The 15,519-nt window shown below is 55.2% G+C and carries 13 protein-coding genes and 1 tRNA gene; all 14 read right to left on the bottom strand.

Features of this window, described 5'->3' with window-relative positions; all coding sequences use genetic code 11:
* On the bottom strand, positions 1–208 hold a 208-nt coding region (locus ACKF11_RS15175), incomplete at its 3' end, for a GTP-binding protein (protein ID WP_407997746.1).
* A 48-nt stretch (positions 209–256) separates the two neighbouring features.
* Positions 257–2,350 carry an elongation factor G gene (gene fusA, locus ACKF11_RS15170; RefSeq protein WP_407997745.1) on the bottom strand — a complete coding sequence of 698 codons (2,094 nt, stop codon included), beginning with the start codon at positions 2,348–2,350 and terminating at the stop codon, positions 257–259.
* A 31-nt stretch (positions 2,351–2,381) separates the two neighbouring features.
* Positions 2,382–2,852 carry a 30S ribosomal protein S7 gene (gene rpsG, locus ACKF11_RS15165; RefSeq protein WP_309564189.1) on the bottom strand — a complete coding sequence of 157 codons (471 nt, stop codon included), beginning with the start codon at positions 2,850–2,852 and terminating at the stop codon, positions 2,382–2,384.
* Positions 2,853–2,888: 36 nt separating this feature from the next.
* Entirely contained in the window at positions 2,889–3,266 is a 378-nt protein-coding gene (gene rpsL / locus ACKF11_RS15160; protein WP_011478642.1) for a 30S ribosomal protein S12, read from the bottom strand.
* Between the two features lie 95 nt (positions 3,267–3,361).
* On the bottom strand, positions 3,362–7,591 hold the full coding sequence (gene rpoC, locus ACKF11_RS15155) for a DNA-directed RNA polymerase subunit beta' (protein WP_407997744.1): 4,230 nt from the start codon (positions 7,589–7,591) through the stop codon (positions 3,362–3,364).
* A gap of 12 nt (positions 7,592–7,603) precedes the next feature.
* The gene (gene rpoB, locus ACKF11_RS15150; RefSeq protein WP_407997743.1) at positions 7,604–11,776 is read right to left on the bottom strand and encodes a DNA-directed RNA polymerase subunit beta; all 4,173 of its coding nucleotides are present in this window, start codon (positions 11,774–11,776) and stop codon (positions 7,604–7,606) included.
* Positions 11,777–11,898: 122 nt separating this feature from the next.
* Complete coding sequence (gene rplL / locus ACKF11_RS15145; protein ID WP_309564186.1) at positions 11,899–12,282, bottom strand: 50S ribosomal protein L7/L12; 384 nt, start codon at positions 12,280–12,282, stop codon at positions 11,899–11,901.
* A gap of 33 nt (positions 12,283–12,315) precedes the next feature.
* Positions 12,316–12,840 (bottom strand): 50S ribosomal protein L10, encoded by a 525-nt coding sequence (gene rplJ / locus ACKF11_RS15140; RefSeq protein ID WP_025873090.1) that lies wholly within the window; start codon positions 12,838–12,840, stop codon positions 12,316–12,318.
* Positions 12,841–13,077: 237 nt separating this feature from the next.
* Positions 13,078–13,770: a 50S ribosomal protein L1 gene (rplA, locus tag ACKF11_RS15135; RefSeq protein WP_407994570.1), complete on the bottom strand. Its 693-nt coding sequence runs from the start codon at positions 13,768–13,770 to the stop codon at positions 13,078–13,080.
* Complete coding sequence (gene rplK / locus ACKF11_RS15130) at positions 13,771–14,202, bottom strand: 50S ribosomal protein L11 (RefSeq protein ID WP_067267457.1); 432 nt, start codon at positions 14,200–14,202, stop codon at positions 13,771–13,773.
* Positions 14,203–14,351: 149 nt separating this feature from the next.
* Entirely contained in the window at positions 14,352–14,891 is a 540-nt protein-coding gene (gene nusG, locus ACKF11_RS15125; protein WP_407997742.1) for a transcription termination/antitermination protein NusG, read from the bottom strand.
* A complete protein-coding gene (gene secE, locus ACKF11_RS15120) occupies positions 14,891–15,238 on the bottom strand; it encodes a preprotein translocase subunit SecE (protein ID WP_407994568.1) in 348 nt (115 codons plus the stop codon). The genes nusG and secE overlap by 1 nt, the downstream gene beginning before the upstream one ends.
* A 17-nt stretch (positions 15,239–15,255) precedes the next feature.
* A tRNA-Trp gene (locus ACKF11_RS15115) sits at positions 15,256–15,331 on the bottom strand.
* 61 nt (positions 15,332–15,392) lie between these two features.
* Positions 15,393–15,519 (bottom strand): EF-Tu C-terminal domain-related protein (locus ACKF11_RS15110; RefSeq protein WP_510338921.1); only part of this gene is annotated, 127 nt, incomplete at its 5' end.

Genomic DNA, 15,519 nt, shown 5'->3' with positions numbered 1-15,519 from the left:
ATTCTACGTGGGAGGTGTTGATGGTGATGCCGCGAGCCTTTTCTTCCGGCGCGTTGTCGATCTGGGAGTAGTCCTTGGCTTCGCCACCAAATTTCTTGGTCAATACGGTGGTGATCGCAGCTGTCAGCGTGGTCTTGCCGTGGTCAACGTGTCCAATCGTCCCTACGTTTACGTGCGGCTTCGTCCGCTCAAATTTACCTTTTGCCATTTCCGTTTCCTTTAATTATCTATTCTATTTTGCTTAGATATTATTCAATTACTTCTTGTTAATAATGGCTTCTGCCACGTTTCTCGGAGCTTCAGAGTAGTGCTTGAACTCCATGCTGTAGGTCGCACGACCTTGCGTCAAGGAACGCACTGTTGTGGCATAACCAAACATTTCAGACAAAGGCACTTCTGCACGGATAGCCTTGCCACCGCCAGCCAGATCATCCATACCCTGGATCACACCGCGACGGGAAGACAAGTCACCCATGACGTCGCCCATATAATCTTCAGGCGTTTCCACCTCAACCGCCATGATAGGCTCCAGCAGGATCGGATCGGCCTTGCGCATACCATCCTTGAACGCCATGGAAGCCGCCATCTTAAAGGCGTTTTCGTTGGAGTCAACATCGTGGTACGAGCCGTCAAACAGGGTAACCTTGACATCCACAACCGGGAAGCCGGCCAGCACGCCGCTAGGAATAGTTTCGCGCAGACCCTTATCCACCGCAGGAATGAATTCGCGCGGCACGGTACCACCCTTGATTTGGTCGACGAACTCATAGCCCTTGCCAGCTTCGTTCGGCTCCATCTTGATCCATACGTGACCGTACTGACCCTTACCACCGGACTGTTTGACGAACTTGCCTTCGACTTCGACAGATTTCTTGATCGCTTCACGATAAGCCACTTGCGGAGCGCCAACATTGGCTTCCACGTTGAACTCACGCTTCATGCGGTCAACCAGAATTTCCAAGTGCAATTCGCCCATACCGGAAATAATGGTCTGATTGGTCTCTTCATCAGTACGCACGCGGAAAGAAGGATCTTCCTGCGCGAGACGGCTAAGGGCCAAGCCCATTTTTTCCTGGTCACTCTTGGTCTTTGGTTCAACAGCCACGTGAATAACTGGCTCAGGGAACACCATACGCTCAAGAATGATAGGATGATCCAGCGAGCACAGAGTCTCACCAGTAGTGACATCTTTCAAGCCGATACAGGCAGCAATGTCGCCAGCGCGGATTTCTTCAATCTCATTCCGATCATTCGCGCTCATCTGCACGATACGGCCGATACGCTCCTTACGACCACTGGTGGAGTTGTAAACCGTCTCACCCTTGGTCAGAACGCCGGAATACACACGCACGAATGTCAACTGACCGACGAATGGATCGCTCATGAGCTTGAACGCCAACGCAGAGAAGTGCTCCTTATCATCTGCCTTACGGGTCAATGGCTCGCCAGTTTCGCTCTCGCCAGCCACATCAGGAATATCCACGGGCGAAGGCAAGAAGTCCAGAACGGCGTCCAACATACGTTGCACACCTTTGTTCTTGAACGCGGAACCGCACAGCATAGGCTGAATTTCGGTAGCGATAGTGCGTTGACGCAAGCCGGCAATGATGTCCGCCTCGGACAATTCACCACTTTCCAGATACCTATTCATCAGCTCTTCAGAAGCTTCGGCAGCGGATTCGATCATCTTCTCGCGCCACTCATTGGCAGTATCGACGAGATCGGCAGGAATATCCTTGTACTCGAACTTCATGCCCTGGGAAGCATCATCCCAGAAGATCGCCTTCATCTTGATGAGGTCAACCACGCCAGCGAAAGTATCTTCAGCACCGATAGGGATCACCACAGGCACAGGATTACCCTTGAGGCGAAGCTTCATCTGCTCGACAACCTTGAAGAAGTTGGCACCAGTACGGTCCATCTTGTTCACAAAGGCCAAACGAGGCACCTTGTGCTTGTTGGCCTGACGCCACACAGTCTCGGACTGAGGCTGCACACCACCCACCGCACAGTACACCATGCAGGCACCATCCAACACACGCATGGAACGCTCAACTTCAATCGTAAAGTCTACGTGCCCAGGGGTGTCAATAATGTTGATGCGATGCTCAGGACGGGACAAATCCATGCCTTTCCAGAAACAGGTCACAGCGGAAGAGGTGATCGTGATGCCACGCTCCTGCTCCTGCTCCATCCAGTCAGTCGTCGCAGCGCCATCATGCACTTCACCCAGCTTATGAGTAACCCCGGTATAAAACAGGATACGCTCAGAAGTCGTAGTTTTACCAGCATCAATATGCGCACTGATACCGATATTGCGATAGCGTTCAATAGGGGTTTTGCGAGCCACAGTAATTACCTAACTTAAAATTTGTCTGAGTTTAGAAACGGAAATGCGAGAATGCCTTATTGGCTTCTGCCATACGGTGAACTTCTTCACGCTTCTTGATAGCAGCACCGCGGCCTTCAGAGGCTTCGATCAACTCAGCAGCCAAACGCAGACCCATGGACTTTTCGCCACGCTTGCGGGCAGCATCACGCAACCAGCGCATGGCCAGCGCATTGCGGCGTGCGGGACGCACTTCAACAGGCACCTGGTAGTTTGCACCACCAACGCGACGGCTCTTCACTTCCACGACAGGGCGCAGATTACCGATTGCCAGGGTAAATACTTCCAGCGCTTCCTTGCCGCTCTTTTGTGTGATTTGGTCAAATGCGCCGTACAGGATACGCTCTGCAACCGACTTCTTGCCGCCGGTCATCAGCACATTAACGAACTTTGAAACCTCCTGGCTACCGAACTTAGGGTCAGGCAGGATGTTACGCTTGGGAACTTCTCTACGTCTTGGCATGGCTTTCTCGATTCCTTAAACTTTGGGCCGCTGTGATTAAGCAGCCTTAGGGCGCTTAGCACCGTACTTGGAGCGGGCCTGCTTACGGTCTTTAACACCAGCAGTATCCAGGCTACCGCGCACCATGTGGTAACGCACACCTGGCAAGTCCTTTACACGACCGCCGCGCAACAGAACAACAGAGTGCTCTTGCAGGTTGTGGCCTTCACCACCGATATAGCTAATCACTTCATAGCCATTGGTCAGGCGCACCTTGGCAACCTTACGCAAAGCGGAGTTAGGTTTTTTAGGGGTTGTGGTGTAAACACGAGTACATACACCACGCTTTTGTGGGCAGCTCTCAAGCGCTGGCACCTTGCTCTTAGCAACTACTTTTTGGCGCGGCTTGCGCACTAATTGATTGATGGTTGGCATAACCTTTAGCCTTTATATTTTAACCGCTAAAAATTACGGGATGGCGAAACGCCATCCCGGAAAACTTAGCATTTTATTTAGCGTTCAATGTGTTGTCAAGCAACCTCAGGATTTCCAGAGGTTTCTTCCACCTGCACATCTCCAGCATCTTCAATGATGGCAGGTGCTGAATCTACACCTGCAACATTACGTTTGCGTGTTTCATGATAGGCAAGACCGGTTCCGGCAGGAATCAATCGACCCACAATCACGTTCTCCTTCAGGCCACGTAACTCGTCGCGCTTGCCCAGGATCGCAGCTTCGGTCAAGACACGAGTGGTTTCCTGGAACGACGCTGCGGAGATGAAGGAATCCGTAGACAGCGACGCCTTGGTAATACCCAGCAATACATACTCGAAGCTGGCTGGACGTCCGTCTTCCGCCAATACACGCTCGTTCTCTGTCAGCACATCGGCACGCTCGACCTGCTCGCCCAAGATGAAGCTGGTATCGCCCGCATCGGTGATGCGTACGCGACGCAGCATCTGGCGCACGATCACTTCAATGTGCTTGTCGTTGATCTTCACGCCTTGCAGACGGTAAACGTCCTGCACTTCGTCAATGATGTAGCGCGCCAGGGCTTCGCGGCCTTGCAGTCTCAAGATGTCTTGAGGATCAGCGGGGCCGTCGACGATGCTTTCGCCCTTGGTCACCACTTGGCCGTCATGCGCCGTTACGTGCTTGTCCTTAGGAATCAGGAACTCATTGGAAACACCGTCGAGGTCGGTAATGACCAGACGCTGTTTGCCCTTGGTGTCCTTACCGAAGGAAATCGTACCAGTCACCTCGGCCAACAAACCGGCATCCTTTGGCGAACGTGCCTCGAATAGCTCAGCCACGCGCGGCAGACCGCCGGTAATGTCACGGGTCTTGGAAGATTCCTGCGGAATACGCGCCAGCACTTCACCGACACCGACTTCCTGGCCGTCCTTCACGGTAATGATGCAACCGAGCTGGAAGGTCACGCTCACAGGCGCTTCACCACCTGCCACCTTGACTTCGGCGCCATTGGCATCGAGCAGCTTCACTTGCGGGCGCAGGCCCTTGGATTGACCGGCACGCTGCTTCGGATCAATCACCACCAAGGAAGACAAGCCGGTCACTTCATCGACTTGCTTCGCAACGGTCACGCCTTCTTCGACGTTCTCGAACTTCACGCGACCAGCGTACTCGGTAATGATCGGACGGGTATGCGGATCCCAGGTCGCCAATGCCTGGCCGGCCTTGACCTGCTTGCCATCGGTGATCTGCAAGGTCGCACCGTAAGGCACCTTGTGACGCTCTCGCTCGCGGCCGTTTTCATCCTGGATGATGGCTTCGCCGTTACGCGAAATCACTACCTGCTCGTTACGGGCATTAGTCACATAACGCATGGTCGATGTGAAATGCACGATACCGTTGGACTTGCTCTCGACCTGGCTGACGGAAGCTGCACGCGATACCGCACCACCGATGTGGAAGGTACGCATGGTCAGCTGGGTGCCAGGCTCACCGATGGATTGCGCCGCGATCACGCCGACAGCCTCGCCCATGTTGATGAGCTTGCCACGGCCCAAGTCGCGGCCATAGCATTTGGCGCAAATACCGTAGCGGGTGTCGCAAGTCAGCGCGGTACGTACCTTGACCTCATCAATGCCCAAGGCATCGATATGCTCGACCTCATCTTCGGTGAGCAATGTGCCTGCCGGATAAACCACTTCCTGGGTTTCAGGATTCAGCACATCCAGCGCTGCGACACGGCCGAGGATACGGTCATGCAACGGCTCGACCACTTCACCACCCTTGACTAACGCCTTGGTGTACAGGCCTTCTGTCGTACCGCAATCATGCTCGGTCACTACCAGGTCTTGGGTCACGTCGACCAGACGGCGGGTCAGGTAGCCCGAATTCGCAGTCTTCAACGCCGTATCGGCCAGACCCTTACGCGCACCGTGTGTTGAGATGAAGTATTGCAACACGTTCAGACCATCGCGGAAGTTCGCGGTAATCGGCGTTTCAATAATGGAACCGTCCGGCTTCGCCATCAGGCCGCGCATGCCGGCCAACTGACGCACCTGGGCTGCGGAGCCGCGAGCACCTGAGTCGGCCATCATGTAAATCGCGTTGAAGGACTCCTGCTTGATCGCCTTGCCGTCTGCATCCTTGGCCACTTTGCCGTCGGCGTCGTAAACAGTTTCTTCGCGCAACTGCTTCATCATGGCGTCGGCAACCTTGTCACCGGCGCGGCCCCAGATATCGACCACTTTGTTGTAACGCTCGCCCTGGGTCACCAAACCAGAAACATACTGGTCTTCGATTTCCTTGACTTCGGCTTCGGCAGAAGCAATCAGTTGCTCCTTCTCAGGCGGTACCAGCATATCGTTGATGCTGATGGAGATACCGGCGCGGGTTGCGTAGGTATAACCTGTGTACATGAGCTTGTCGGCGAAAATCACGGTCTCGCGGATGCCAACACGGCGGAAGCTCGCGTTGATCAGCCTGGAAATTTCCTTTTTCTTCAATGCCTTGTCAATCACGCTGAATGGCAGGCCTGCAGGCAGGATTTCTGACAGCAATGCACGGCCAACAGTAGTTTCATAGCGAGTAATCTTCTCGCGCTTCTGACCATCAAGCTCCACATCGTATTCACGCAACCGAACTGTGATACGGGCATGCAAATCGACGAGGCCGCTGTCGTATGCGCGCTGCACTTCTGCAATATTGGCAAAACGCATGCCCTCACCGCGCGCGGCCTTCTTCTCGCGCGTCATGTAGTACAGACCCAAGACGATATCCTGCGAAGGCACGATGATCGGCTCGCCGTTGGCGGGAGACAATACGTTGTTGGATGCCAGCATCAGGGTGCGGGCTTCCATCTGGGCTTCCAGGCTCAATGGCACGTGCACCGCCATCTGGTCGCCGTCGAAGTCGGCGTTGAACGCAGCACACACCAATGGATGCAACTGGATCGCCTTGCCTTCGACCAAGGTCGGCTCGAACGCCTGGATACCCAGACGGTGCAATGTAGGCGCACGGTTCAGCAATACCGGATGCTCGCGGATCACGTCTTCGAGGATATCCCAGACTTCTGGTCCTTCCTCTTCCACCTTCTTCTTGGCAGCCTTGATGGTCGTGGCTAGGCCAAGCACTTCCAGCTTGTGGAAAATGAACGGCTTGAACAGTTCCAGCGCCATCTTCTTCGGCAGGCCGCACTGGTGCAGCTTGAGCTGGGGACCGACCACGATCACGGAACGGCCGGAGTAGTCGACGCGCTTACCCAGCAGGTTCTGGCGGAAGCGGCCGCCCTTGCCCTTGATCATGTCAGCCAAGGACTTCAATGGACGCTTGTTGGCGCCGGTCATGACCTTGCCGCGGCGACCATTGTCCAGCAGCGAGTCTACCGCTTCCTGCAGCATACGCTTTTCGTTGCGCACGATGATTTCAGGCGCCTTCAGTTCCAGCAGTCGCTTCAGGCGGTTGTTGCGGTTGATGACGCGGCGATAGAGGTCGTTCAGGTCGGAAGTCGCGAAGCGGCCACCGTCCAACGGCACTAATGGGCGCAGTTCAGGGGGCAACACAGGCAGCACTTCCAGGATCATCCATTCCGGCTTGATGCCGGACTTCTGGAATGCTTCCAGCACCTTCAGGCGCTTGGCGATCTTCTTGATCTTGGCTTCGGAACCGGTTTCGCCGAGTTCGCGGCGCAGCTTCTCGATTTCGGTATGGATATCCATGGTGCGCAACAGCTCACGGACGGCCTCCGCGCCCATCACGGCGTTGAATTCGTCGCCGTGCTCCTCCACCTTGGCCAAGTAGTCGTCTTCAGTCAGCAACTGGCCACGGGTGAGCGGCGTCATGCCTGGATCGATGACGATGTATGCCTCGAAATAGAGCACGCGCTCGATATCGCGCAAGGCGATGTCCAGCACCATGCCCAGACGGCTGGGCAGGGACTTCAGGAACCAGATGTGGGCGACCGGACTGGCCAGCTCGATGTGCGCCATGCGTTCGCGACGCACCTTGGAAAGCGTCACTTCAACGCCGCACTTCTCGCAGATGACGCCGCGGTGCTTGAGGCGCTTGTACTTGCCGCACAAGCACTCGTAGTCCTTGATCGGGCCAAAGATCTTGGCGCAGAACAGGCCATCCCGCTCCGGTTTGAAGGTGCGGTAGTTGATGGTCTCGGGCTTCTTGACCTCGCCGTAGGACCAGGAGCGAATCTTTTCAGGAGAAGCCAGCGCGATCTTGATCGCGTCAAACTCTTCTTCCTGAGTGACCTGCTTGAATAAATCTAATAGAGCTTTCACGCGCGTTTCTCCTTAGTTGCGGTCAAGATCAATATCGATTGCGAGCGAGCGGATTTCCTTCACCAACACATTGAAGGACTCTGGCATGCCAGCGTCAATCTTGTGCTCACCCTTGACAATGTTTTCGTACACCTTGGTACGGCCGGACACATCGTCAGACTTCACAGTCAGCATTTCCTGCAAGGTATAGGATGCACCGTAGGCTTCCAACGCCCAGACTTCCATCTCACCGAAACGCTGGCCGCCGAACTGCGCCTTACCGCCCAATGGCTGCTGGGTAACCAGCGAGTAAGGACCGGTAGAACGAGCGTGCATCTTGTCATCGACCAAGTGGTGCAGCTTGAGCACGTGCATGTAGCCCACAGTGACCGGACGCTCGAAAGCATCGCCAGTACGGCCGTCGAACAAGGTCACCTGGGTCTTGCCGGAAGCGAACTGCAATTGCTGCGTACGCGGATCTTCATCGGGGAACGCCAGATCCAGCATAGCCTTGATATCAGCCTCGGTCGCGCCATCGAACACAGGGGTTGCAAACGGCACACCGTTCTTGAGGTTTCTTGCCAGATCGATGATTTCGTCATCGCTCAGGGCAGCGATATCCTCAGGCTTACCGTTGCTCTTGTTGTATATCTGCTCGAAGAAGCTGCGTAGCTCGGCAGTCTTGGCTTGCGCCTGCAACATGTTGCCGATACGGATACCAAGCCCCTTGGCGGCCCAGCCCAAATGCACTTCGAGAATCTGGCCGATGTTCATCCGCGATGGAACGCCCAACGGATTCAGCACGATGTCCATCGGCGTACCGTCGGCCATGTGCGGCATATCCTCGATCGGCACGATCTTGGAAACCACACCCTTGTTACCGTGGCGGCCCGCCATCTTGTCGCCGGGCTGGATACGGCGCTTGACGGCCAGGTAGACCTTGACCATCTTCTGCACGCCTGGAGGCAGTTCATCGCCCTGGGTCAGCTTGCGCTTCTTCTCTTCGAACTTGCTGTCGAACTCGATACGCGCCTGGGACAGGCTGTCACGCAGCTGTTCAAGCTGGCGTGCGGCATCTTCATCGCTCAGGCGGATGTCGAACCAGTCATAGCGCGCCAACCCTTCCAGGTATTCTGCAGTGACGGCTTCGCCCTTCTTGAGCTTTTGCGGACCGCCGGTCGCGACCTTGCCTTCGATCAGGCGGCGGATACGGCCGAACGCATCGTCTTCCACGATACGCATCTGGTCGGCCAGGTCCTGCTTGTAGTCGGCCAACTGATCGTCAATGATCTGCTGTGCCCGCGCATCGCGCTCGATGCCTTCGCGCGTGAACACTTGCACGTCGATCACGGTGCCGGACATGCCGGACGGCACGCGCAGCGAAGTATCCTTCACGTCGGACGCCTTCTCGCCGAAGATCGCACGCAGCAGTTTTTCTTCCGGGGTCAGCTGGGTTTCGCCCTTGGGCGTTACCTTGCCCACCAGCACGTCACCCGCTTCGACTTCAGCGCCGATATAAATGATACCGGACTCATCCAGGCGGCCCAGCATGCGCTCGGACAGGTTGGAGATGTCGCGCGTGATTTCTTCCGCGCCCAGCTTGGTGTCGCGAGCGACAACGGACAGCTCTTCGATATGGATGGAGGTATAGCGGTCATCAGCCACTACACGCTCGGAAATCAAGATCGAGTCCTCGAAGTTGTAACCGTTCCATGGCATGAAGGCGACCAGCATGTTCTGGCCCAGCGCCAACTCGCCCATATCGGTGGAAGCGCCGTCGGCAATCACGTCGCCGCGTGCCAGCACGTCGCCGACATTGACCAACGGACGCTGGTTGATGTTGGTGTTCTGGTTGGAACGTGTGTACTTGATCAGGTTGTAGATATCCACACCGACTTCGCCAGCGGCTGCTTCTTCGTCGTGCACGCGCACCACGATACGGCTGGAATCGACATAATCGACCACGCCACCGCGGCGGGCTGTAACGACAGTACCGGAGTCAACGGCAACAGTACGTTCGATGCCAGTACCGACCACGGCCTTCTCGGCGCGCAGACACGGCACGGCCTGACGCTGCATGTTGGCGCCCATCAAGGCGCGGTTCGCATCGTCATGCTCCAGGAACGGGATCAGCGATGCCGCAACGGATACGATCTGGCCCGGGGCTACGTCCATGTATTGCACGCGGTCCGGCTGCGCCATGGTGAATTCGTTATGGTAACGCGCAGAGACCAGGTCTTCCTTGAACTTGCCGGCCTTGTCCAGTTCGGAGTTGGCCTGTGCGATCATGTACTGGCTTTCCTCGATCGCGGACAAATAATCAATCTGGTCTGACACCTTGTTGTCCGCTACGCGGCGGTATGGCGTTTCCAGGAAACCGTACTGGTTGGTGCGGGAATACAGCGCCAAGGAGTTGATCAGACCGATGTTCGGACCTTCAGGCGTTTCAATCGGACAGACGCGGCCATAGTGCGTGGAATGCACGTCACGCACTTCGAAGCCCGCGCGTTCGCGAGTCAAGCCGCCTGGGCCCAAGGCGGAGACACGACGCTTGTGCGTGATCTCGGACAACGGGTTGGTTTGGTCCATGAACTGCGACAGTTGCGAAGAACCGAAGAATTCACGAATTGCGCTCGACACCGGCTTCGCATTGATCAGGTCGTGCGGCATCAGGTTGTCGGACTCAGCTTGCGACAAACGCTCCTTCACGGCGCGCTCGACACGTACCAGGCCTGCACGGAACTGGTTCTCGGCCAGCTCGCCCACGGAACGGATACGACGGTTGCCCAAATGGTCAATATCGTCGATTTCGCCACGGCCATTACGCAATTCAATCAATACCGCAATCACAGCCAGGATATCGTCGTTAGACAGCGTGCCAGCGCCTTCGGCGCCTTGCGGGCCAACCTTCTCGTAGAAGCGACGCAACCATGCTGCGGTACGCTCTTCAATCTTCTCAGGGAAAGCACGGCGATTGAACTTCATGCGGCCTACGGAAGACAAGTCATAACGGTCTTCGTTGAAGAACAAGCCTTCAAACAACGCCTGTACTGCTTCCTCGGTCGGCGGCTCGCCAGGACGCATCATGCGGTAGATGGCAACACGCGCGCTGTACTCATCCGGGATTTCATCAATACGCAATGTTTGCGAGATATAGTCGCCATGATCGAGATCATTTGCGTACAAAGTGCTGATCTTGCTAACTTCCGCTTCGCGCAGCTTGTCCAGCAAGGATTCCGTCACTTCGTCATTGGCATTGGCAACCACTTCGCCAGTGGACTTGTCCACGATGCCGGCAGCCAAGGAACGGCCCAGCAGGAACTCTTCAGGTACAGTGATCTTGCTGATTCCAGCCTTTTCCATGTCGCGGATGTGCTTGACGGTGATGCGCTTGTCCTTGGCAACGATGACCTTGCCATCCTTGTCCAGGATGTCGAACTTGGCTACTTCGCCGCGCAGGCGCTCCGGCACCAGCTCGAACTGCACGCCCTTCTTGGCGATATGGAAGGTGTCAAAATCGTAGAATGTTTCCAGAATTTGCTCTGGCGTGAAGCCGAGCGCTTTCAGGAGAATGGTCACCGGCATCTTGCGACGGCGGTCGACACGGAAATACAAATAATCCTTGGGGTCGAACTCGAAGTCGAGCCATGAGCCACGGTAAGGAATGATACGTGCGGAGAACAACAGCTTGCCCGAGCTGTGGGTCTTGCCGCGGTCATGCTCGAAGAACACGCCGGGGCTGCGGTGCAATTGCGAAACGATGACACGCTCGGTGCCATTGATCACAAAAGACCCGTTTTCTGTCATGAGTGGCAATTCACCCATGTAGACTTCCTGCTCCTTCACCTCCTTGACGGTAGGTTTGGAAGCCTCTTTATCCATAATGGTCAAGCGGACCTTGACGCGCAAAGGAGCGGCGTAAGTCAAACCACGCTGCTGACATTCCTTGACATCGAACGGCTCCTGGCCGAGGTTATAACTGACAAAGTCCAGTCGCGCATTGCCGGAATGGCTGACAATAGGAAAAACCGAACTGAATGCTGCTTGAAGGCCTGTGTCTGTACGCTTGTCGGCATGGACTTCAGCTTGCAAAAATGCAGCGTAAGACTCCAATTGCATGGCGAGCAGGTAAGGAACCTCCTGCACGCTTTCACGCTTGGCGAAACTTTTACGCAGACGTTTCTTTTCGGTAAAGGAATAGCTCATAGCATCTCCTGAGGATAGAGGGCAGAAGACAGCAGCCCGACGGGACTGCTGTCTTCTAACTTCTTAAAATGGTGAAGGCTGACAGTTTCCTGTCAGCCCATACACCATAATTTACAGCGGTATTACTTGATTTCAGCCTTAGCGCCAGCTTCTTCCAGTTTCTTAGCAGCAGCTTCAGCATCAGCCTTGGAAACGCCTTCCTTGATTGCCTTAGGAGCAGCGTCAACCAGGTCCTTGGCTTCCTTCAGACCCAGGGAAGTCAGTTCGCGAACAGCCTTGATCACGTTCACCTTGTTGTCGCCAGCAGAAGCCAGGATAACATCGAACTCAGTCTTTTCTGCAGCGGCCGCGCCAGCATCGCCACCAGCTGCAGGAGCAGCTACTGCAACAGCAGCTGCAGCTGCGGATACGCCAAACTTTTCTTCCAGATCCTTGATCAGCTCGGACAGTTCGAGAACTGTCAGGGAAGCGATAGCGTCAAGAATTTCTGCTTTAGATAATGCCATTTTGTTAATACTCCTGATAAATATTGATATTGATTAGGCTGCTTGCTTTTGGTCGCGCACTGCAGCAAGACCGCGTGCAAATTTCGTAGGCACTTCATTGAGCGTGCGTACGAACTGTGCAACAGGCGCCTGCATCGTGCCAAGCAACTTGGCCAGCAACTCTTCGCGGCTTGGCAGGGTAGCCAGGGCTTGCACACCCTTGGCATCCAGGACCTTGCCTGGCAAAGCGCCAGCCTTGATGACGAACTTGTCGTTGGCTTTGGCAAAATTGTTCAGAACCTTTGCCGCGGCAACTGGATCGGTGGAAATACCGAATACCAGCGGGCCTACCATGTCGTTCGCCAACCCAGAAAACTGTGTGCCGTCAACAGCGCGACGTACCAGGGTGTTCTTGAGAACACGCAGGTATACACCGGATTTTCTGGCTTCAGCACGCAACTTGGTCATGTCGCCCACTTCAATGCCACGATACTCAGCAAGAACAATTGCCTGGGCCTGCGCGACTTGCTCGCTAACCTCAGCAACTACTGCCTTTTTCTGCTCAAGATTAAGACTCAAGGTCTTCTCCTTCCGTTAATTAAGCATTTGCAGTCTCCTGCAAACACCTTCCCACGGCGACCTTTCATCAGGAATAAAAATCCTGTTCCGGGTAACGCCATCTGCGTAGGACTTGGCTAGAGTTCTGCCACCATTAAGCCCGCCTGGGCTCCTACGGTCTTTGACAACCCCATGGCTTGCGCCACGGGCCCAAAGTTCTTTGCGGCGCCGACTTACTTCAAGACGGCGCCTGATTCATTAAGCCAGGTTGGACTGGTCTACGCGCACACCGGCACCCATGGTGCTGGAAACGGAAACCTTCTTCAGGTAAACACCCTTAGACGAAGCCGGCTTGGCTTTGTTCAACGCATCCACAAGCGCAGCCAGGTTTTCCTTCAGCGCATCAACGCCAAAAGAAGCACGGCCGATGGTGCAATGTACGATGCCGCCCTTGTCGGTACGGTATTGCACTTGGCCAGCCTTGGCGTTCTTCACTGCAGTGGTCACGTCAGGAGTCACGGTGCCGACCTTGGGGTTAGGCATCAGGCCGCGAGGACCAAGCACTTGACCCAGGGTACCGACGATACGCATTGCATCCGGCGTTGCAATCGCAACGTCAAAGTCCAGCATGCCGCCCTTGACTTGCTCAGCCAGGTCTTCGAAACCAACGATGTCGGCACCAGCAGCCTTGGCTGCCTCGGCAGCAGCGCCCTGTGCGAATACGGCGATACGCTTGGTCTTGCCTGTACCATGCGGCAACACCAATGCGCCGCGCACCAACTGGTCTGACTTACGCGCGTCGATACCGAGATTGATCACGGCATCCACGGACTCATCAAACTTGGCAGTTGCAGTTTCCTTGACCAGAGCCAGGGCCTCAACAACGGGATATACCTTGTTACGATCAACCTTGGCGCGCAAGGCCTCGATACGCTTAGAAACGTTAGCCATTTACACACCCTCCACTTCGATACCCATACTGCGTGCGCTACCTGCGATAGTACGCACTGCCGCATCCAGATCGGCCGCCGTCAAATCAGGGGCCTTGGTCTTGGCGATCTCTTCCGCTTGTGCGCGGGTGATCTTGCCGACCTTGTCTGTGTGAGGACGCGGGGAACCCTTGTCGATCTTGGCCGCCTTCTTGATCAGGATGGTTGCAGGAGGCGTCTTCATCACAAAGGTGAAGCTCTTGTCTGCAAACGCAGTGATCACGACCGGAATCGGCAGGCCTGGTTCCAGGCTTTGAGTTGCTGCATTGAACGCCTTGCAGAACTCCATGATATTCAGGCCACGTTGACCCAATGCAGGACCAACAGGGGGACTTGGGTTGGCTTTACCTGCAGGAATCTGCAACTTGATATAGCCGATAACTTTCTTTGCCATCTTAAACTCCTAATTTGGGTCATAACGCTTGTTTGAACAAGCTCCCCAGTCATTAGATATGTGATGCACCAGCATCACGCTGAGCACTCCAAAGCGTCGGAGTGCAAAAAGCCGCGCCTTGCCACCGGGCAAGACACAGCTCAATACCATTAAACCTCTTTTTCCACCTGGCTGAAATCCAGCTCCACAGGTGTAGCACGGCCGAAGATCACCACCGACACGCGCAGCTTGCTCTTTTCATAGTTGATATCTTCAACACTGCCAGAGAAGTCCTTGAACGGACCGTCAATCACGCGCACAGACTCACCCTTATCAAAAGTAAGCTTCCGCGTCGGATTGCTCTTGCTTTCATCCATGCGCTGCAGGATGATTTCAACTTCCTTGTCCTTGATCGGGGTCGGCTTCTGCGCAGTACCGCCGATAAATGCCGTCACACGGGGCGTACTCTTCACCAAATGCCAGCTCTCATCGCTCATCTGCATCTGAACCAGAACATAGCCCGGATACAATTTCCGCTCGGTAATGCTCTTGACGCCGTTCTTCATCTCGACGACTTCTTCGACCGGCACCAAGATATCGCCAAACAAATCACCGATATCAGAACGCGCAATGCGCTCTTCCAGCCCTTTCTTGACCGACTTCTCGAACCCGGAGAAGGCTTGTACGGCATACCACCGCATATTACTCATTACGCGCCCCTCCCCATCAACTGCTTCACAGCCCACATGAAGCCAATATCAACTATCCAGAGGAAAATGGCCATTACAATCACCAGCCCGAACACTGCAGCGGTGGTTTGTATCGTTTCCTTGCGGGTAGGCCAGACAACCTTGCGGGTTTCAACTACCGCTTCGCGCGCAAATGCAAACGCATTCTGCCCGGTAGGCGTCGTTTTCAGCACGAGCAGTGCAACAATAATCCCTGCCAAAAAGGCCAGAATACGCACTACCAGCGCCTGATCAGCCAGCAAATAAAAGCCGGCAACCCCAGCAGCAACCAGCAGCAGGGATATCACCAGCTTAATCTTTTCGGTCATATTTTGCACTTAATTAATGGCAGGCCAGGAGGGCCTCGAACCCCCAACCCTCGGTTTTGGAGACCGATACTCTGCCAATTGAGCTACTGGCCTGTAAAGCTTCACCAACACAATGGCCGCACATCTGTTTAAGGATGCACGGCCTAACGGGATATTACTCTACGATCTTAGCCACAACACCGGCACCGACGGTACGGCCGCCTTCACGAATCGCGAAGCGCAGACCTTCTTCCATCGCGATCGGCGCGATCAGGGAGACGGTGATGGAGACGTTGTCGCCC

The organism is Methylobacillus draconifructus (genome assembly GCF_045984385.1).
In the GTDB taxonomy this organism is placed as follows: Bacteria; Pseudomonadota; Gammaproteobacteria; order Burkholderiales; family Methylophilaceae; genus Methylobacillus; species Methylobacillus flagellatus_A.
This window is presented reverse-complemented; position numbering and strand designations above follow the sequence as displayed.

Bases quoted from the DNA above. Each gene is read 5' to 3' on its own strand.
- rplA (WP_407994570.1), bottom strand. From the start codon at position 13,770: ATGGCTAACGTTTCTAAGCGTATCGAGGCCTTGCGCGCCAAGGTTGAT.
- rpsL (WP_011478642.1), bottom strand. From the start codon at position 3,266: ATGCCAACCATCAATCAATTAGTGCGCAAGCCGCGCCAAAAAGTAGTT.
- secE (WP_407994568.1), bottom strand. From the start codon at position 15,238: ATGACCGAAAAGATTAAGCTGGTGATATCCCTGCTGCTGGTTGCTGCT.
- rpsG (WP_309564189.1), bottom strand. From the start codon at position 2,852: ATGCCAAGACGTAGAGAAGTTCCCAAGCGTAACATCCTGCCTGACCCT.
- nusG (WP_407997742.1), bottom strand. From the start codon at position 14,891: ATGAGTAATATGCGGTGGTATGCCGTACAAGCCTTCTCCGGGTTCGAG.
- rpoB (WP_407997743.1), bottom strand. From the start codon at position 11,776: ATGAGCTATTCCTTTACCGAAAAGAAACGTCTGCGTAAAAGTTTCGCC.
- rplL (WP_309564186.1), bottom strand. From the start codon at position 12,282: ATGGCATTATCTAAAGCAGAAATTCTTGACGCTATCGCTTCCCTGACA.
- rplK (WP_067267457.1), bottom strand. From the start codon at position 14,202: ATGGCAAAGAAAGTTATCGGCTATATCAAGTTGCAGATTCCTGCAGGT.